Annotated in this window: 12 protein-coding genes and 1 pseudogene; 4 read left to right on the top strand and 9 right to left on the bottom strand. The window is 70.9% G+C overall.

The window, feature by feature from the left end:
* Positions 1 to 211 precede the first annotated feature (211 nt).
* Positions 212 to 412, bottom strand: a complete 201-nt coding sequence (locus AB0D59_RS48985; protein WP_362579006.1) for a carbohydrate-binding module family 20 domain-containing protein — start codon at positions 410 to 412, stop codon at positions 212 to 214.
* A gap of 3 nt (positions 413 to 415) precedes the next feature.
* A pseudogene (locus AB0D59_RS48980) lies at positions 416 to 505 on the bottom strand (hypothetical protein); the annotation flags it as partial.
* 658 nt (positions 506 to 1,163) lie between these two features.
* Between AB0D59_RS48980 and pulA the strand changes: the two are divergent.
* From pulA to AB0D59_RS48965, 3 genes are all read left to right on the top strand, one after another.
* On the top strand, positions 1,164 to 6,530 hold the full coding sequence (pulA, locus tag AB0D59_RS48975; protein ID WP_362579003.1) for a pullulanase-type alpha-1,6-glucosidase: 5,367 nt from the start codon (positions 1,164 to 1,166) through the stop codon (positions 6,528 to 6,530).
* A gap of 72 nt (positions 6,531 to 6,602) precedes the next feature.
* Positions 6,603 to 8,225 (top strand): fused response regulator/phosphatase, encoded by a 1,623-nt coding sequence (locus AB0D59_RS48970; RefSeq protein WP_362579001.1) that lies wholly within the window; start codon positions 6,603 to 6,605, stop codon positions 8,223 to 8,225.
* Between the two features lie 35 nt (positions 8,226 to 8,260).
* Positions 8,261 to 8,617, top strand: coding sequence for an isomerase (locus tag AB0D59_RS48965; protein WP_362578999.1), 357 nt, complete (start codon positions 8,261 to 8,263; stop codon positions 8,615 to 8,617).
* Positions 8,618 to 8,902: 285 nt separating this feature from the next.
* Here the strand turns inward: AB0D59_RS48965 and AB0D59_RS48960 are convergent, their stop codons facing one another.
* The 4 genes from AB0D59_RS48960 to AB0D59_RS48945 all read right to left on the bottom strand — a co-directional run bounded on the left by AB0D59_RS48960 (position 8,903) and on the right by AB0D59_RS48945 (position 13,633).
* Positions 8,903 to 9,619, bottom strand: coding sequence for a TetR/AcrR family transcriptional regulator (locus AB0D59_RS48960; RefSeq protein WP_362578996.1), 717 nt, complete (start codon positions 9,617 to 9,619; stop codon positions 8,903 to 8,905).
* A gap of 56 nt (positions 9,620 to 9,675) precedes the next feature.
* Positions 9,676 to 10,704 carry a PDR/VanB family oxidoreductase gene (locus AB0D59_RS48955; RefSeq protein ID WP_362578994.1) on the bottom strand — a complete coding sequence of 343 codons (1,029 nt, stop codon included), beginning with the start codon at positions 10,702 to 10,704 and terminating at the stop codon, positions 9,676 to 9,678.
* Positions 10,704 to 11,609, bottom strand: a complete 906-nt coding sequence (locus AB0D59_RS48950) for a metal-dependent hydrolase (RefSeq protein ID WP_362578992.1) — start codon at positions 11,607 to 11,609, stop codon at positions 10,704 to 10,706. The genes AB0D59_RS48955 and AB0D59_RS48950 overlap by 1 nt, the downstream gene beginning before the upstream one ends.
* 95 nt (positions 11,610 to 11,704) lie before the next feature.
* Positions 11,705 to 13,633, bottom strand: a complete 1,929-nt coding sequence (locus AB0D59_RS48945; protein WP_362578990.1) for a hypothetical protein — start codon at positions 13,631 to 13,633, stop codon at positions 11,705 to 11,707.
* A 159-nt stretch (positions 13,634 to 13,792) separates the two neighbouring features.
* Here AB0D59_RS48945 and AB0D59_RS48940 point away from each other — a divergent pair, with 159 nt between their 5' ends.
* Positions 13,793 to 14,200: a hypothetical protein gene (locus AB0D59_RS48940; RefSeq protein ID WP_362578988.1), complete on the top strand. Its 408-nt coding sequence runs from the start codon at positions 13,793 to 13,795 to the stop codon at positions 14,198 to 14,200.
* A gap of 76 nt (positions 14,201 to 14,276) precedes the next feature.
* Here AB0D59_RS48940 and AB0D59_RS48935 read toward each other — a convergent pair whose 3' ends face one another.
* The 3 genes from AB0D59_RS48935 to AB0D59_RS48925 form a co-directional block, all read right to left on the bottom strand.
* A complete protein-coding gene (locus tag AB0D59_RS48935) occupies positions 14,277 to 15,824 on the bottom strand; it encodes a DUF1996 domain-containing protein (RefSeq protein WP_362578985.1) in 1,548 nt (515 codons plus the stop codon).
* 172 nt (positions 15,825 to 15,996) lie between these two features.
* Positions 15,997 to 16,647: a response regulator transcription factor gene (locus tag AB0D59_RS48930; RefSeq protein ID WP_362578982.1), complete on the bottom strand. Its 651-nt coding sequence runs from the start codon at positions 16,645 to 16,647 to the stop codon at positions 15,997 to 15,999.
* Positions 16,632 to 17,927 carry a sensor domain-containing protein gene (locus tag AB0D59_RS48925; RefSeq protein ID WP_362578976.1) on the bottom strand — a complete coding sequence of 432 codons (1,296 nt, stop codon included), beginning with the start codon at positions 17,925 to 17,927 and terminating at the stop codon, positions 16,632 to 16,634. The genes AB0D59_RS48930 and AB0D59_RS48925 overlap by 16 nt, the downstream gene beginning before the upstream one ends.
* Between the last annotated feature and the right edge of the window lie 193 nt (positions 17,928 to 18,120).

Below are 18,120 nucleotides of genomic sequence, written 5' to 3'. Positions count from 1 at the left end.
CGGTGCTCCACTCGTGCTCCGCGACGCGGTCGGCGGCGGTATCCGTACCCGCTCTCCGCGCCGTCCTCTGGTGACCTACACCAGGTTCGATGCGCGATGCAGCCGATTTGTTCACCGGAACCCCGAGGAATCTCCCACCCGCCGGTGCCGCGGGGCGCCCACCCCGCCGGAGCCCCGCCCGTCGCCGACGATCGGGGCTCCCGTGCGCTCGCTACTGCCAGGTGTCACTCGTTGTGGAGCCGGAGGAGCTGCCCGTGGTGTACGAGCGGTTAGTGCCCGACTCCCACGTCATGTTCCCGGAGCTGTCCTTCTTCACGTACTTGACGTACGGCGCCGCACCGGACGTCGTGGTGTTCAGCTTGGCGACGATGGCCGCCATGTCGGTGGCCGGGATGTGCTTGGCCGAGTCCACCCGGAAGCCGTCGACGCCCAGCGCGATCTGCTTGTTGAGGAAGGCGGCGAGACCCGAACGGACATTGTCCGCGCCGGTCTTGAGGTCCGGCAGGCCGAGCAGTTCGCAGTTCTGGACCTGGGTGAGGTCGGAGTGGTCCTGGATGGTCAGGTCGGAGGTGGGGCAGTCGGCGGAGGTGTGGTAGTCGCTCGGGTCCCAGTCGGGGGTCTCGTACTTGCTGGTGAGCGTGGTGCCGCCGTAGTCGGTGCCGGGCGTCCGTGTAGACCGTCACGCCCGCCGCGTGACAGGCGCTTGAGGGACTCTGAGGGCCAGGCGACCTGGACCGCGCCGTAGCCGGCCGGGCCGAGGACGTCGGTGCATTCGGACGCTATCGAGTTCCAGTTCCACTCCCACAGGTTGGCGATCACATCGCCCTTGGCGGTGGTGTCCGCCTTTGCGGGCGCGGCCGGGAGGGCGATCACGCCGGCCAGTGCGAGGGCGCCCGCGGCCAGCGCGCCCGCTGTGCGGCGGAGGACACCCGGGGGTCGGTGTCTGGTGGTCATCTGCGGCTCCGAAAGGCCCCGAAAGGCTCCGAAAGGAAGTGGGCAGGCTTCAACAACGCGTGAGAGTGCGGCAGTTGAGACACCGCGTCCATACGCTTCGTGAAAGTTCTTGCTGTGAATTGCAAGCCTCTTGCTGTAAGCCTTTCGGTGGCGGTACGGTCGCGCGGGGTCGGACCCAAGAGAGCCGCAATCGCTAGGAGTTCACACCGGTGATACATGTCAGACGGGTCGCGGCCGTCGCCGTCGCCGCCCTCGCCGCCGCGCTCGTGCAGCCCCTCGCCGCGCACGCCGCCGCGCCGCCCGCACCGCCCTCCGACGCGAAGCTCGCCGCCGAGCCCGCCCGGCACGACGACACCCGGGAGCAGTTCTACTTCGTCATGCCGGACCGTTTCGCCAACGGCGACACCGGCAACGACAAGGGCGGCCTCACCGGCTCCCGCCTCTCCACCGGGTACGACCCCACCGACAAGGGCTTCTACCAGGGCGGTGACCTCAAGGGCCTGACCAAGCGGCTCGACTACATCAAGGGGCTCGGCACCACCGCCCTCTGGATGGCCCCCATCTTCAAGAACAAGCCGGTGCAGGGCACGGGCAGCAACGCCTCGGCCGGCTACCACGGTTACTGGATCACCGACTTCACCCAGGTCGACCCGCACTTCGGGACCAACAAGGACCTTCAGACCCTGATCTCCAAGGCGCACGCCAAGGGGATGAAGGTCTTCTTCGACGTCATCACCAACCACACCGCCGACGTCGTCGACTACGAAGAGAAGTCGTACGACTACCTCTCCAAGGGCGCCTTCCCCTACCTGACCAAGGACGGGCAGCCCTTCGACGACGCCGACTACGCGGCTGGGAAGAAGAAGTTCCCGGCCGTCTCCGCCGCCTCCTTCCCGCGCACGCCGACCGTGGCCGACGACAGCAAGGTGCCGTCCTGGCTCAACGACCCGACGATGTACCACAACCGGGGCGACTCGACCTTCGCCGGCGAGTCCGCCACCTACGGCGACTTCTCCGGCCTCGACGACCTGTGGACCGAGCGCCCCGAGGTCGTCAGCGGCATGGAGAAGATCTACGAGCGGTGGGTGCGGGACTACGACATCGACGGCTTCCGGATCGACACCGTGAAGAACGTCAACATGGAGTTCTGGACCCAGTGGGCGACCGCGCTCGACAAGTACGCGGCCCGGCACGGCCGTAAGAACTTCTTCATGTTCGGCGAGACCTACTCCGCCGACACGTCCGTCACCTCACCGTACGTCACCCAGGGGCGGTTGGACGCGACCCTCGACTTCCCCTTCCAGGACGCGGCCCGCGCCTACGCCTCCCAGGGCGGCAGCGCGCAGAAGCTCGCCTCGGTCTTCGGCGACGACTACAAGTACACGACCGACAAGGCCAACGCCTACGAGCAGGTCACCTTCCTCGGCAACCACGACATGGGGCGGGTCGGGTACTTCCTGGAGCAGGACAACCCGAAGGCCACGGACGCCCAGCTGCTGGCCAAGGACCGGCTCGCCAACGAGCTGATGTTCCTCAGCCGGGGCAACCCGGTCGTCTACTACGGCGACGAGCAGGGCTTCACCGGCTCGGGCGGGGACAAGGACGCCCGGCAGACGATGTTCGCGTCGAAGGTCGCCGACTACCTGGACGACGACGAGATCGGCACCGAGCGCACGCACGCGAGCGACGCCTATGACACCGGTGCGCCGCTCTACCGGCAGATCAGTGCTCTCTCCAAGCTGCGCGCGGCCAACCTGGCCCTCGCCGACGGCGTGCAGACCGAGCGCTACGCGGCCGACGGCGCCGGCGTCTACGCGTTCACCCGGACGGACGCGAAGACCGGCCAGGAGTACGTCGTCGCCCTCAACAACGCCGAGGCGCCGAAGACCGCGACCTTCACCACCGGCTCCGCCGACATGCGCTACCGCGCGATCTACGGCACCGGCACCACCCTGACCTCCGACGGCGCGGACCGGCTGACCGTCACCGTCCCGGCCGGATCCGCCGTCGTCTACAAGGCCACCGGCCCCCTCGACAAGCCGGCCACGAGCCCGGAGCTCATCCTCACCGCCCCGGCCGCCGGCGCCACCGGCACCGTCGACCTCACCGCGAACGTCACCGGCGGACAGCTCGACCGGGTCGTCTTCGCCGCCCAGGTCGGCACCGGCAGGTGGACCACCCTCGGCTCCGCCGACCACGCCCCCTACCAGGTCACCCAGACCCTCGCCGCGGACGTCCCGGCCGGCACCGCCCTGCGCTACAAGGCGGTCGTCGTCGACTCGGCGGGCCACCGCGCCGCCGCCACGGCCGAGAGCACCTCCGGCACCCCGCCCGTCCCCGAGACCCCCACCGCCTCCTCCCGCGACTACGCGATCGTCCACTACAAGCGCACCGACGGCGACTACGCCGACTGGGGCCTGTACGCCTGGGGCGACATCGCCGACGGCGAGGCGACCACCTGGCCCGCCGGTCACCCGTTCGTCGGCCGCGACGCGTACGGCGCCTTCGCCTACGTCAAGCTGAAGTCCGGTGCCTCGAACATCGGCTTCGTCGTCGTCGACAAGGACGGCGACAAGGACGTCTCCGCCGACCGCTCCATCGACGTCACCAGCACGGGCGAGGTCTGGATCGAGCAGGGGAAGGCGGACGTACTGACGAAGAGACCCGAGTACCCCGCCCAGGACACCACCAAGGCGGTCATCCACTACCACCGCGCCGACGGGAACTACGACGGCTGGGGCCTGCACGTGTGGACGGGCGCCGCGAACCCCACCGACTGGTCGAGCCCCCTGAAGCCGGTGCGGACCGACACCTACGGCGCGGTCTTCGAGGTACCGCTCACCGAGGGCGCCACCAGCCTCAGCTACATCATCCACAACGGCGACGAGAAGGACCTCTCCGCCGACCGGTCCCTGGACCTCACCTCCAGCGGCCACGAGGTGTGGCTGGTGAACGGCCAGGAGAAGTACCTGCTCCCGCAGCCCGCCGGCAGCGCGGCCGCCCTCGACCTGACCACCTCCAAGGCGATCTGGATCGACCGGGACACGGTCGCCTGGGACGGCGTCGACGGCGCCGCCTCCACCCAGCTCCGCTACTCCCACGACGGTTCGATCGCCGTCGCGGACGGGACGCTGACCAGCGACGACGAGCGGTGGCTGCGGCTGACGAAGACCACCCTCACCGACGCCCAGAAGGCGAAGTTCCCGCACCTGAAGGACTACACGGCCTGGTCGGTCGACCCGCGCGACCAGGGCCGGGTGCGCGAGGCGCTCGACGGACAGCTCGTCGCCTCCCAACTGGCCGCGAACGGGGCGGTGCTGGCCGCGACCGGCGTACAGATCGCCGGGGTGCTCGACGACGTGTACGCCAGGGCGACGACGGCGAGTCTCGGTCCGGTCTTCCACGGCGGGAAGCCGACCCTCTCCGTCTGGGCGCCGACCGCGCAGAGCGTGGGCCTCGAACTCGACGGCTCCACCGTGGCCATGAAACGGAACCCGGCCACCGGCGTCTGGTCCGTCACCGGCCCCGGGTCCTGGAAGAACAAGCCCTACCGCTACGTCGTGAAGGTCTGGGCGCCCAGTGTCCGGAAACTGGTGACCAACAAGGTCACCGACCCCTACTCGGTCGCTCTGTCCGCGAACTCCGAGCGCAGTCTCGTCGTCGACCTGGCCGACAGGTCCCTCACCCCGGGCGGCTGGTCGACCTACACCAAGCCCGCGGCCGTACCGCTGAAGGACGCCCAGATCCAGGAGCTGCACGTCCGGGACTACTCGGTGGCGGACTCCACGGTCCCGGCCGCCGACCGGGGCACGTACCTGGCCTTCACCGACAAGGGCAGCGACGGCTCCAAGCACCTGCGCGCACTCGCCAAGTCCGGGACGTCGTACGTCCATCTCCTGCCGGCCTTCGACTTCGCCACCGTGCCCGAGAAGAAGGCGGACCGGGCGAGCCCCGGCTGCGATCTCGCCTCCTACCCGGCCGACTCCGACCAGCAGCAGGAGTGCGTCGCCGCGACCGCCGCCAAGGACGCCTACAACTGGGGGTACGACCCGTACCACTTCACGGTCCCCGAGGGCTCGTACGCCACCGACCCCGACGGCACCGCCCGCACGGTCCAGTTCCGGCAGATGGTCAAGTCGCTGAACGAGGACGGCCTGCGGGTCGTCATGGACGTCGTCTACAACCACACGGCGGCCGGCGGGCAGGCGGACACGTCCGTCCTCGACAAGATCGTGCCCGGCTACTACCAGCGGCTGCTCGCCGACGGCTCGGTGGCGAACAGCACCTGCTGCGCCAACACCGCGCCCGAGAACGCCATGATGGGCAAGCTGGTGGTCGACTCGATCGTCACCTGGGCCAAGGAGTACAAGGTCGACGGCTTCCGCTTCGACCTGATGGGCCACCACCCGAAGGCCAACATCCTGGCGGTCCGCAAGGCCCTGGACGCGCTGACCCCGAAGAAGGACGGCGTCGACGGCAAGAAGATCATCCTCTACGGCGAGGGCTGGAACTTCGGGGAGGTCGCCGACGACGCCCGGTTCGTACAGGCCACCCAGGCCAACATGGCCGGCACCGGCATCGCCACCTTCTCCGACCGCGCCCGGGACGCTGTACGCGGCGGCAGCCCCTTCGACGCGGACCCCGGCGTCCAGGGCTTCGCGTCCGGGCTCTACACCGACCCCAACGCGTCCACGGCCAACGGCACCGAGGCCGAGCAGAAGGTCCGCCTGCTGCACTACCAGGACCTGATCAAGGTCGGCCTGAGCGGCAACCTCGCCAAGTACCGGTTCACCGACACCGACGGCAAGGAGGTCACCGGAGCCGAGATCGACTACAACGGCTCGCCCGCCGGTTACGCGGACGCGCCCGGCGACGCCCTCGCCTACGTCGACGCGCACGACAACGAATCGCTGTTCGACGCACTGACGTACAAACTGCCGGCCACCACCAGCGCCTCCGATCGGGCCCGGATGCAGGTCCTCGCGATGGCCACGGCAGCCCTGTCGCAGGGCCCGTCGCTCTCCCAGGCGGGTACGGACCTGCTCCGCTCCAAGTCCCTGGACCGCAACTCCTTCGACAGCGGCGACTGGTTCAACGCCATCCACTGGAACTGCTCCGACGGCAACGGCTTCGGGCGCGGGCTGCCCATGGCCGCCGACAACGCCTCCAAGTGGCCGTACGCCAAGCCGCTGCTGAGCTCGGTGCGGGTCGGCTGCGCGGAGATCGACGGGGCCTCGGCCGCCTACCGCGATCTGCTGAGAATCCGTACGACCGACAGCGTGTTCTCGCTGGACACGGCTGGACAGGTGCAGTCGAAGCTGTCGTTCCCGCTGTCCGGGAAGGACGAGACGCCCGGCGTGATCACCATGGAACTCGGTGACCTGGTCGTCGTGTTCAACGCGACGCCGCAGCGGCAGGAACAGCGGGTGGGCGCGCTGGCCGGTACCGGTTACCGACTGCACCCGGTGCAGGCGGCGGGCGCGGATTCCGTCGTCAAGTCCGCATCGTACGACCGGGAAGCGGGTACGTTCATCGTTCCGGGACGCACTGTGGCGGTGTTCTCCCGGACCGCATGACATCCGCACTACTTTGGTGGGGCAGGCCCAGAACCGGGTGCTGCCCCACCGGCGTTGTCCAGGGGCTGGTAAATGGACGTCAACGGCAAGCTGACAGACACCATCGTGCTGCTCGTGGACGACGAGGCCGCGAGCCGGTACGCGATGGGCACCGTGCTGCGCCGGGCCGGACACGAGGTCGTCCCGGTCGCCTGCGGCCAGGAGGCGCTCAGCGAACTCGACGTACGGCTGCGCAAGGGCCGGCTGCCGGACGTGGCCCTCATCGACGTGCAGCTGCCGGACATGAGCGGCTTCGAACTGTGCCACCGGCTCAGGGAGCGGCCGCACATGGGCGGTCTGCCCGTCGTGCACTTCTCGGCGCTCTCCGCCGTCCCGGCGGACCGCTGCCCGGGGCTGGAGATGGGCGCCGAGGCGTATCTGACCGTGCCCGCCGAGCCGGAGGACATCGAGGCGGCGGTCCGCACCGCGGTCCGCGCCGCCCGGCTGCGCGCCGGCGACCAGGCGCTGGTACGGCGGCTCAGGCAGCTTTCGGAGACGATCGTCACCATCCAGTCGGCGCGCTCGCTGCACGAACTGGCCGACGCGGCGGCGGACGGCGCCGCCCGGCTGCTCGGCTGCCCCGCCGCCGTCTTCGTCCTCGACCAGGACGACGAGCTGTACCGGGGTCTGTACCGGGCGCGCACCTCCCTCGTGCTGCCCGACGAGGGCGCCCACCAGACCGTGCGCGACCTGCTGCGGCGGCTCACCCGAGGGCAGTCCGGGGTGCAGATCACCACCGTGCCGTCGCCGCTGTGGCCCGCCGGGTTCTTCCGGCCCGGAGTGGAGCACGACGCCCGGCTGGCGCTGGTCCTCACCCAGGACGGCAAGGCGCCGGTCTGTCTGGCCGCGCCCACCCGCGGGCTGCGCCGGGTCGGCCCCGAGGGCGAGGCGCTGCTGGCCCAGCTGGCCCAGGCCACCGCGCTGGCCGCCGAGCCCCTGCTCATGTACCAGGTGGAGCAACATGTCGCGCTCACCCTCCAGCACAGCTTCCTGCCCCGCCCGCACCAGCTGCCCGAACTGCCGGGCGTCGACATAGCGGTGCGGTACGAACCCGCCTCCCGGGAGACGGAGATCGGCGGTGACTTCTATGTCGCGCTGCGGGTCGGCGACGGCGTGCTCACCGCGGTGGGGGACGTCGTCGGGCACTCGCTGGACGCGGCCACCGTCATGGTCGAGCTGCGGCACGCGCTGCGCGCCTACTGCCTCGCGGAGAGCGACCCGGCCGCGCTCGCCGAGCGGCTAGACCGGCTGCTCCAGCACTACCACACCGAGGTCACGGCCACCGTGTGCCTGGCCCTGATCGACCCCGAAACCGGGCGCACCCGGATCGCCAACGCCGGTCACATCCCGCCGCTGATACTCGGCGACGACGGCAGCGCCGAGTACGTCAAGGCGTCCGGTCCGCTGCTCGGCGTGGGCCTGCCGCACCCGCCGCCCACCGAGCTGGTCCTCGAACCCACCGACCGGCTCCTCATGGTCACCGACGGCCTGATCGAGACCCGGGGCACCGACCTCACGGTCTCCATGGAACACCTCCGCGCCGCCGCCGTGGGCGCCCTGCCCGGCGTGGAGGCCCTGTGCGACACCCTCCTGGCCTGCTTCGGCCGCGACCGGGAGGACGACGTGGCCCTGCTGGCGCTGAGCCTGGCGGACTAGGCTGGGCGCCAGTTCCACGTTGACCAGGAGGGTTCATGCCGCAGATCACCGTCGACCACTCCGCCGCCGCGGAGGGCTTCTTCGACCGGGAGGGCTTCGCCAGGGCCCTGCACACCGCCGTCGTCGAGATCGCGGCCGCCAAGCCCGAGGCCTGCAAGACGCTCTTCCGCGCCGCCGACGCGACCGCCTTCGGCTATGACCCCGACGGGGCACATGTCATCGTGCACGTGACCTTCGGCCTGCTCGCCGGCCGCACCGACGAGACGAAGGCGAAGCTGACCGAGACGACCCTGGAACTGCTGCGGGAGCATCTGAAGCCGGAGGGGTTCGTGCTGCACGCGTCGGCCGAGGTCCGCGACCTGGACCCGTCGTACCGGAAGTACGAAGGCTAGGGCCTGTCTGACAATTCCCGTCGTCGCCCGGAGGGCGGCCTCGCGGCGTCAGGTGCGTGCTCTCGCCGTGCCGGGCGTAGGCCCTCGTACTGGACGTACTTGGGGCTGCGCCCGGTGCGGCGAGAGTGCGTGCATGGCGTCGTGGGGCAGACGGGAATTGTCAGACAGGCCCTAGCCTCAGCGCCCCGTGAGGGGCGCGGGGCTGTGCCGATACGCGGCTCCGCCGCGTGGGCGCGACCGGCCACGACGGCGCCGCAGATGCCCCGCGGCCCCACCGCCGGGCGCTCAGCCCGCCAACGCCAGCAGCCGGACGGCCAGGTCCGCGAACGGGCCGTCGCCCGGCTCGTCCTTGACCATCCGCTTCAGCAGGGTGCTCATCTCCTCGTCCTGGGCGGCGCTGACCGCGGCCAGCGCCGCGAAGTCGTGGACGAGCTGGACCTCCAGTTCGGCGCGGGGGATGCGCCGGCCGTCCAGCCAGATCAGCGCGGTCGACTCGGCGAGGGAGATCCAGGAGCGGACGACCAGTTCGAGGCGGGCCGGTGCCTCGGTGACGTCGAGGTGCGCGAGGATCTGCTCGTAGGCGGCCTGCCGGACGGAGTCGATGAGCGCGTTGGTCGCGGACACGTGGCTCATTGAGGGGGCTCCGCCCACGGAGACCGCCGGTCCGCCGCGCATCAAGGCGGAGAAACCGGGCCCGTGTTCGTCGACGAAGTCGAAGAAACGCCGCATCACCCGCAGCAGCCGCGCCCCGAGCGGGCCCTCCTGCGGCTCGGCGAAGCGACCCGCGAGATCCTCCGAGGCACGCTTCAACGCGGCCTCGTACAGGCTGAGTTTGCCGGGGAAGTAGTGGTAGACGAGGGGCCGCGAAATGCCTGCGGCCGACGCTATCTCGTCGATGGAGACCTCGTCGGGCGATCGACGGCTGAACAGTTCGAGGGCGACGCCGATCAACTGCTGCCGCCGCTCCTCGACTCCCAATCTGCGGCGTACCCCGGTACTCATACGAACACCTTACCGATCGGATCCGGCCTCCAACGGACCTGACCCGTCATGGGCGTTCACAGATCCAGCACAAGTCTCCCCCCACGCGCCCGGGATACGCAGATCAGCATCGAGTCGGCACGCTCCGTGTCCGTCAGCAGCTCGTCCCGGTGCTCCACCTCCCCGGCCAGCACCCGCTGCCGGCAGGTCCCGCAGAACCCCTGTGCGCAGGAGTACGCCGCGTCGGGGAGTTCCGCCCGCACCGCGGCCAGCACGGTCGAGTCGGCCGACACCGTCAACGTCCGTCCGCTGCGCCGCAGTTCCAGCTCGAACTCCCGGTTGCCCGCGCTGCCGGTGCCCGGCGCGAAGCGTTCCAGCCGGACGGCGGGGAACCGGTCCTCCACCGCCGCCATCAGTCCCTGCGGACCGCAGCAGTACACCAGCGCGCCCTCGGGGACCGCCAGCGCGTCGAGGTCCGGGCTGCCGTCCTCGTCCTCCGCGACGACCGTGACCCGGTCGTCCCCGGCCAGCTCTGCCAGGAACGGCATCGACGCCCGGCTCCGCCCGCAGTACAGCAGCCACCACTCCGCACCCGCCGGCACGGCCCGCACCATCGACAGGATCGGGGTGATGCCGATGCCCCCCGCGACGAAGACATAGCGGTCGGCCCCGACGAGCGGGAAGCGGTTGCGCGGCCCGCGCACCTCCAGTTCCATGCCCTCGGCCACCTGCTCATGGACCTCCCGGGAGCCGCCCCGCCCGTCCGCGACCAGCCGCGTGGCGATCGTGTACGACGAGGTGTCCGCCGGGTCCCCGCACAGCGAGTACTGCCGGACCAGTCCCGACGGCAGCACCACGTCGAGATGCGCCCCCGGTTCCCAGCCCGGCAACCGCCCGCCTTCCAGGCGCAGTTGTACGACGCCGTCCGCGACCGTCCGGCGCGAGGCGACCCGCAACCGCAGCGACCGGGAGCGCGGCTGTCCGGAGGTCGGCGGGTCCAGGGCCGGCATCGGCCACAGCGGCGAGACCTCGATACGGCGTCTCATGGCCCGCTTGACGAGCAGCGCGGCGCCCGCGACGGCGACGACGGTCCGCAGCCTCGGCATCACGCGGCCCCCTTCTCGGCGTGCTCCGCGGCCAGCGCGGCGGGGGAGGAGGCGAGGTAGGCGACCGCCTGGGCGGTGGAGCCCTCCTGGGAGGGGTGGTAGCCGCGGCCCAGGTACCTCGGTATGGACCTGAGCATGTCGCCGGCGGCGGGCAGGGTGCCGCGTCGGCCGGCGAGATAGAAGTCCCGGAGCCGGGCCCGGCCTTCGAGGAGCGTCGGGTCGTTCGCCATGAAGAACCGGGCGCCGCGCTGCCACAGGAACACGATCGCCGTGAACGCCGTCGCCCAGGTCCGCACCCGCCGCCGGTAGCTGCCGTCGACGTGCTGGAACAGGTCGAAGGCGACCGACCGGTGCTCGACCTCCTCGGCGCCGTGCCAGCGCAGCAGGTCCAGCATGGTCGGGTCGGCGCCGCGCCGGTCGAGTTCGTCGGCGTTGAGCACCCAGTCGCCGAGGAAGGCGGTGTAGTGCTCGATGGCCGCGATCAGCGCGACCCGTTCGAGGAGCCACCAGCGCCGGGCCCGCCCGGGCGGCAGGGTCCGGTCGCCGAGCAGCTTCTCGAAGAACCAGTCGACCTGCGCGGTGTACGGCGCCGGGTCGAGCCCCAGCTCCCTGAGGTGGGGCAGCACCTCGTCATGGGCCTGGGAGTGCATCGCCTCCTGCCCGATGAACCCGACGACGTCCGCGCGCAGCCGCTCGTCGCGGATCAGGGGCAGCACCTGCTTGTAGACATGCACGAACCAGCGCTCGCCGGCGGGCAGCAGCAGATGCAGCACGTTGATGGTGTGCGTGGCGAGCGGGTCGCCGGGCACCCAGTGCAGCGGGGTGTCCTGCCAGGCGAAGGACACGTTGCGGGCCGTGAGCGCGATGTGCTCGGCCTCCACCGGTTGCGGCTGCTTGTTGGACATGGCGTCAATGTACTGACGGGTAGGCAGCCGTGAGAAGACCTGTGGCAGGGCTTGTTTACGGAAGTGTCAGCAAGGTTCGGCCGCGGGCGGAGGCCTCACCGCAGGCCGCTGATCCCGGTCCCGTCCTCCAGCGTTCCCGTCAGGTCGGCCTGCGCACCCTGTTTCGCCTTGGCCGCCAGCAGCGTCCCCTGAGCCGACGCGGTGACCCCGCCGGTCGCCCGGATCGACGCCGTGTCGCGGCTGCCCGCGGCCAGCAGATACCACTGCCCGGTCCCGGACTTCCACAACACACCGGCCAGCACCTGCGGATCACGCGGACCGCACGCCGTCACGTCGGACCCCTTCGCGGCCACCGCCCCGTACCGGCTGCCCGGCGTCCGGAACTGGGCCTGTGACACCGCGCCGTCGCCCCGCCAGGTCTCCGCGCGCGTGCACACCCACGACGCGGCGCCGCCGGCATCCGGCAGCGGCTGCTCGGCGAACGCCCAGGCGTTGACGCTGCGCACCCCGGCGGAGCGCTCCGCGGACAGCGAGCAGGCGAACGGCGCCCAGTCGCGCAGTGCCTTCGCGCCCGAGGCCTCGTCGGTGTACCCGGGCCGGCCCGAGGTGAGGCGGGCCGGCACCAGTTCGCCCAGGTCGGTCGAGAGGTGCGCGCCCTGTGCGTCGGTCAGCTGGAGCACGTTCCAGGACGTGCACGTCCCCTGCTGGAGGGCGGGGCTGGCCAGCGGACCGGTCACCCCGTCGGTCAGCCCGAGGTCCATCGCCCCCGCGGTCGGTTTCACCAGGTCCCGCTCCGCCGCCCTGGTCACCCAAGGAGCCGTCAGATAGCGGACGTTGCCGTCGGAGCGGCCCAGCACCATCGCCTCGGCCTCGACGCCGGACGCGCCGTCGGCACGGGCGAAGTCCAGGGCCGCGCCCTGGGTGCCGTCCTTCGGCTCGGCGTAGCGGGCGATGCGCAGACCGTCGTAGAAGATCGCCACCCGGGCGCTGTCGACGACGCCCGCGTACAGCAGCTGGGGCGGTCCCGCCGGGCCGCCGGTCTGGGTGCCGGGGGTCGCCGAGACGCGGACGGTTTCGCCGGGGCGGGCCCAGACGGCGAGGGCGCGGCGCAGCAGCGCGGTGTCGCCGGTGAGGGCGCCGCGCGCGGGCCAGACGGAGAAGTCGGTGCGGGCGGCGGTCTTCCAGGCGGTGGCCGGGGCCCTCGTCAGCTGGGCCGGGTCCAGGGCGGCCTGGGCGGCCGGGTTCTGCGCGTACACCGGCGCCGCCGCGCCGTCGGCGCCCCAGCCGCCGCCCGGCAGTGCGACCAGCGCCCCGCACACCGCGAGCGCGGCCGCGGCGGCCAGTGCGGCCTTGGTGTGCTGGCGGCGCCGCATCAGATCGGTGGGCCGGACCTGCAGGGAACAGGGGTCGAACTCGGGGGAGTCGAGCAGCGGGTACTCGGCCGGCACGCCGTTCGCGTCGGCGAGCGCGTTGTCCGGGTGCTCCACCCCGGCCGCCCGGAGGATCTTGCGGACGTCGCCGTCGGGGAGCTGCTCGAGACCGCGCAGGGCATAGGCGGCGCGGGCCGGCCCGGACAGGGTGGCGAGGCGCTGGTCCAGGGCGAGTTCGTCGGCGCCGCCGGAGCGCGGGAAGAGCCGCAGGCCCCACACCTGGGGGAGCAGCGGCGGCAGCTGCGCCCGCCTGGGCCACGCGGTCAGCCTGAGCGGCAGGCCCGCCTCCAGCGCCGTACGCACCACTTCGAGGCGGACCAGGGCGTACCCGGGGTCGGTGTTCCGGCCAGTGGACTGGGCCGGGATCACCGGGGCCTGCTTACGGCCCCGGGGCAGCGCCCGCTGGACCAGGGAGTGCGCGGTCAGGACGCGGCGGCCCCGGGACAGGCCCGGCGGCAGCACCAGATAGGCGAGCCGGACCAGCCGTGGGTAGTGCTCGACGAGCGCGGCTTCGGCCTGCTCGACATCGACGGCCGGACCCAGGGCTCCGGCGGAGGCTGCTGCGTGACGCTGGGCTACATCCTGTGACTGCACGTCCTGAAGAACGAGCGACCCGTTGGTAGGTCACCGCCACTCGGGTGACCACGGCATCCTGGACCCCTATTCGATTTGAGCGCCCCGCGCCCCGCAGCCGTATCGAAGGGGAGGGCCCCGCAGCCATTCCCGGGGCCGGCAACGCGACCGGAGGAACAGATGAGGTTGACCCGACCGATGCTCGCCGTGGCCGGCGCGGCGGCCGTACTGGCGCTGGCGGGCTGTGGATCCGGTGACAGCAGCGCGGAGGCGAAGATACCGGTCACCGCCACCGGCAGCCTGGAGAGTCTGGCCGCCAAGGTGAAGTGCACCCCGGACATGCAGATCGACTCCGACGAGGTCCGCCAGGCCATCTGCAAGAACGCGGCCGGCAAGTTCGTCTTCGCCACCTTCGCCACCGACCGCGGCCAGCGCGAGTGGATCAACGACGCCAAGGACTACGGCGGTTTCTACCTCGTCGGCCGCAAGTGGGTCGCCGTCGGCGACGACAAGGTGGTCAAGGCGCTCCAGACCACGCTGGGCGGCGAAGAGGAGATCGGGACCGACCACAGCAAGCACACCAGCTGAACCTCCCGGCACACACGAGAAGGCGGGCGGTGGGAGATTCCCACCGCCCGCCTTCTCGCTGTCTGCTAGGTGTTGCTCACTGGCACTTGCGGCCGGTGTTGATGCAGTTGGCGATCTTCGCCGCCAGGTTGTTCTTGGTGACGCTGATGAAGTCGTCGTGGTCGGTCGACGGCTTGTGCAGCTGCTCCGGGAAACCGTCCACGGCGTAGGCGTTCTTCACCTGGCCGTTCTGGAGGGCCGGCGGGGTGATCTTGTAGACCAGGCGCATCGTCAGCTGCGGAATGGCCTTGAAGCCGTTCCCGCAGACACCGCTCGCCGGGTCCGCGAAGGCCACGTGCGTACGGTGGTTGGCGCTGTCGATGTTGACGCCGTCCCAGCAGCTCTGGAAGGCGAACGTCCGGACCACGTTGCTGCCCTGCGGGCAGATCGGGTACTGCTCGGTCAGCTGGACCTTGTTCTCGAAGCCGGTGCAGCTCCAGTGCGCGTTGGCGTTGGCCAGACCGTTGGTCGTGGTCTTGGCGTCACCGGTGATGATGCGCAGGAACTGCGGCATCGCGACGACCTTGCTGGCCGGGCTGCCGACGTACTTGATCTCCGCCGACTGCGGGGTCAGGATCTTGCCGACGTTGCCTTCCTTGCCACCGCCGTCCGCGTTCTGGTCGAAGTCCTGCGAGCCGTCCTGGACACGCACGACCGGCCAGTAGTACGACGACAGGTCGCTCTGGTTCTGGCAGGAGCTCGGCGCCGCCAGCATCGAGTCGTTGGTGGCGAACGCGTTGACCTTCTGGTTGCCGACGTAGTCGTGCAGGTGGTGCGCGCCGTTGGTCACGCCGGGCGCCACGATGACGTTGTCGGTGTTGTGGTTCTTGTTCGCGTTCACACCGCAGCGGGTGGTGAAGGTGCCGGTCGAAGCGCTCTGCTGCTTCTGCGGCTTGGCCAGGACGTTCGGCGCGACCTTCGTGATGTCCACGAAGTCGGCCGCGACCGGGCCGTTGCCCGCCTGCCCGCCGATGTTGGCCGGGGCGCTGGCGCTGGCACTCGGGGCGGCCGTGGCCTGGCCGTTGTTCCCGTTGTTGTTCTGCCCGCCGTTGTTCTGGCCGTTGTTGTTGTTCTGACCACCGTTGTTGTTGCCACCGCCGGCGGTGGTCTGGTTGGCGGTCTGCGTGGTGCAGGCGGCGAGCTGGGCCAGCGAACTGTCGAACTGCCCGCCGACCCGGGTGATGTCGATCCGGATCCGGTCGATCGTGGCCGCCCGCTTCTCCTTCAGGGGGCCGACGATCGCGTTCTGCACGAAGTTCGCGTCGTTCGCCTGGGCCTGGCGCGTGGAGGCGAGACGGGCGTAGGCCTCGGTGATCTGCTTGTCGAGCTTCGCCAGTTCCGCCGCCACCCCCCACTTGGCCTTGGCGGGCACGTTCGTCAGCTTCTGGCCGACGTCCGGGCAGGAGATCGTCGCGACCGAGGCAGCGGCAGCCTTCGTGTAGTTCTGGGCTGAGTTGTTCGACTCATGCGCCGAAGCGTTCATCTGTGCCCAGAGCAGCCCGCCCCCGCCGAGCGCTAGGGCCGCCGATGCGGCTATGGCCTTGACGGCCAATGGCGAACGGCGCTTGCGTGTGTTGCGTCCCATGGAACTCCTCTGACTTCCTTGCGGGGCAGCATCGAGGCGCCCGACAGGAGTGAAGCGGCGTCCTTTCATACGCACCCCGCCTCAGACGTGTTCAGCTGCCTCACAAATTCATCAGAGATTTGTTACGCACTTGGGCCACAACTGCCGTTTGAGCAGGGCGATTTCTGGAAAATCAGCGGTCGCGGTCCAGATACGCGAGCACCGCCAGGACGCGCCGATTGTCATCGTCCGACACCTCGAGTCCCAGTTTGGTGAAGATGTTGGAGGTGTGTTTGGCGATGGCCCGTTCCGTGACGACGAGCTGCCCGGCGATCGCCGCGTTCGAGCGTCCCTGCGCCATCAGCTCCAGCACCTCCTTCTCGCGCGGTGTCAAGCCCTCCAGGGGCCGGTCGCCGGACCGCCGGGACAGCAGCTGCTGGATCACCTGCGGGTCCATGGCCGTACCGCCCGCCGCGACCCGCCGTACGGCGTCCACGAACTGCTCCGCGTCGAACACCCGGTCCTTCAGCAGATACCCCACCCCGCCGCTGCCGTCGGCCAGCAGCTCCCGCGCGTACAGCTGCTCCACGTGCTGGGAGAGGACCAGCACCGGCAGCCCCGGCCGGTCCTGCCGCGCCCTGAGCGCGCACTGCAGCCCCTCGTCGGTGTGCGTGGGCGGCAGCCGTACGTCCACCACCGCCACGTCCGGCTCCAACTCGGCCAGCGCACGGGTGAGTTCGGGGCCGGTCTCGACGGCGGCCGCGATCTCGAAGTCGTAGGCCTCCAGCAGCCGGACCAGCCCGTCGCGCAGCAGGAACAGGTCTTCGGCTAGGACAACGCGCACGGAATCTCCATGGTGACCATGGTGGGGCCGCCCGCGGGGCTGCTGACGGCCAGGACGCCGTCGAATGTACCGAGCCGCCGCTCGACTCCGGCGAGCCCCGACCCGGCGCCGATGACCGCGCCGCCCCTGCCGTGGTCGGTGACCGAGATCCGCAGCATGCCGGCGCCGTCCGGCACGTGATGCAGGTCCACCCAGATCCGGTCGGCGCCCGAGTGTTTGACCGCGTTGGTCAGCACCTCGCTCACCGCGAAGTACGCGGCCGACTCCACCGGCGCGTCCGCCCGGCCCGGCAGGTCCACGGTCACCTCGGTGGGCACCGGCAGCCGCAGCGCCAACGCCCGTACGGCGTCGCCGAGTCCGCGCTCGGCGAGCACCGGGGGATGGATGCCCCGCACCAGGTCGCGCAGCTCGCCCAGGGCCTCCACGGACGCCTGCCGGGCCTGCGCGAGCAACTGCTTCGCCTTCTCCGGATCCTTGTCCAGGAGCATCTCGATGGTCCCCAGGTCCATGCCCATGGCGACCAGCCGGGCCTGGGCCCCGTCGTGCAGATCCCGTTCGATCCGGCGCAGCTCGGCCGCCGAGGTGTCCACCGCGTCCTTCCGGGTCTCGGTCAACACCCGCACGCGCTCAACGAGTTCGCCCTGACCGGGGTCGAGGACGGCGCGGGTGAGCTGGAAGTGGGCGGTCAGCGCGGCGGGGGCGTAGCGGGAGGCCGCGACGAGGATGACGGCGCCGAGCCCGGCGGCGGCGAACGCCGTGGCCTGCCCGCTGACCGGCACGAAGCCGTACCAGTACGGCCCGTACTTCCCGTACGGTCCGCCCGTCATGGTCCGCCACAGGCCCGCACCCAGCGCGAATCCCTCGAACGGATAGAACACGAGCACCGCCGGCAGCAGCGCGGTCACGAACCCGGCCGTCATGTCCACCGGCAGCCACAGCAGGTCCCGGCCGACCTGCGGGTCCCGCAGCATCGCGAAGGTCCGGGTCCACGGGTTGGCGCCCGGCGGCAGCGGCCGGTACGCCGAGCGGATCCGCACCCCACACCATTCGTACGCGAGCCGCCGCCGCACGTCCGCCACGTTCCGTACGCCACCCAGGATCCAGGGGGTCGTCATGATGCCGACGCCGATCGGGATCAGCGCGACGGAGACCGCGGTCAGGACAGAGCAGAGGATCGAGATCGCCGGTATCACCAGCGCCAGTACCAGCCCCCGCACGGCGGCCAGCAGCACCTCACGCGCCCTGCCGCGGAAGCCACCGCTGTTCGTGTTCGTCGTCATGCGGTCAGTCTGTCCGACCGGATGCGCGGAGGCACTGGGCCGAACCCCCATGTCAGGGGGTGGTGCTATGTACACCCCGGGGCGGGGGGGGGGGGGGCCGGGGGGGGGGGGGGCGCCCCCCGGGGGGGGGGGCCCCCCCGCGCGGGCGGGCGACGCCACCGCCCCGGCCCGGGAAGGCGAGCAACCAGCCCGC

Source organism: Streptomyces sp. NPDC048417 (assembly GCF_040651615.1).
In the GTDB taxonomy this organism is placed as follows: Bacteria; Actinomycetota; Actinomycetes; order Streptomycetales; family Streptomycetaceae; genus Streptomyces.
This window is presented reverse-complemented; position numbering and strand designations above follow the sequence as displayed.

Excerpts from the sequence above, each read along its gene's own strand:
- AB0D59_RS48970 (WP_362579001.1), top strand. The coding sequence starts at position 6,603 with ATGGACGTCAACGGCAAGCTGACAGACACCATCGTGCTGCTCGTGGAC.
- AB0D59_RS48965 (WP_362578999.1), top strand. The coding sequence starts at position 8,261 with ATGCCGCAGATCACCGTCGACCACTCCGCCGCCGCGGAGGGCTTCTTC.
- AB0D59_RS48960 (WP_362578996.1), bottom strand. The coding sequence starts at position 9,619 with ATGAGTACCGGGGTACGCCGCAGATTGGGAGTCGAGGAGCGGCGGCAG.
- AB0D59_RS48955 (WP_362578994.1), bottom strand. The coding sequence starts at position 10,704 with ATGCCGAGGCTGCGGACCGTCGTCGCCGTCGCGGGCGCCGCGCTGCTC.
- AB0D59_RS48950 (WP_362578992.1), bottom strand. The coding sequence starts at position 11,609 with ATGTCCAACAAGCAGCCGCAACCGGTGGAGGCCGAGCACATCGCGCTC.
- AB0D59_RS48940 (WP_362578988.1), top strand. The coding sequence starts at position 13,793 with ATGAGGTTGACCCGACCGATGCTCGCCGTGGCCGGCGCGGCGGCCGTA.
- AB0D59_RS48935 (WP_362578985.1), bottom strand. The coding sequence starts at position 15,824 with ATGGGACGCAACACACGCAAGCGCCGTTCGCCATTGGCCGTCAAGGCC.
- AB0D59_RS48925 (WP_362578976.1), bottom strand. The coding sequence starts at position 17,927 with ATGACGACGAACACGAACAGCGGTGGCTTCCGCGGCAGGGCGCGTGAG.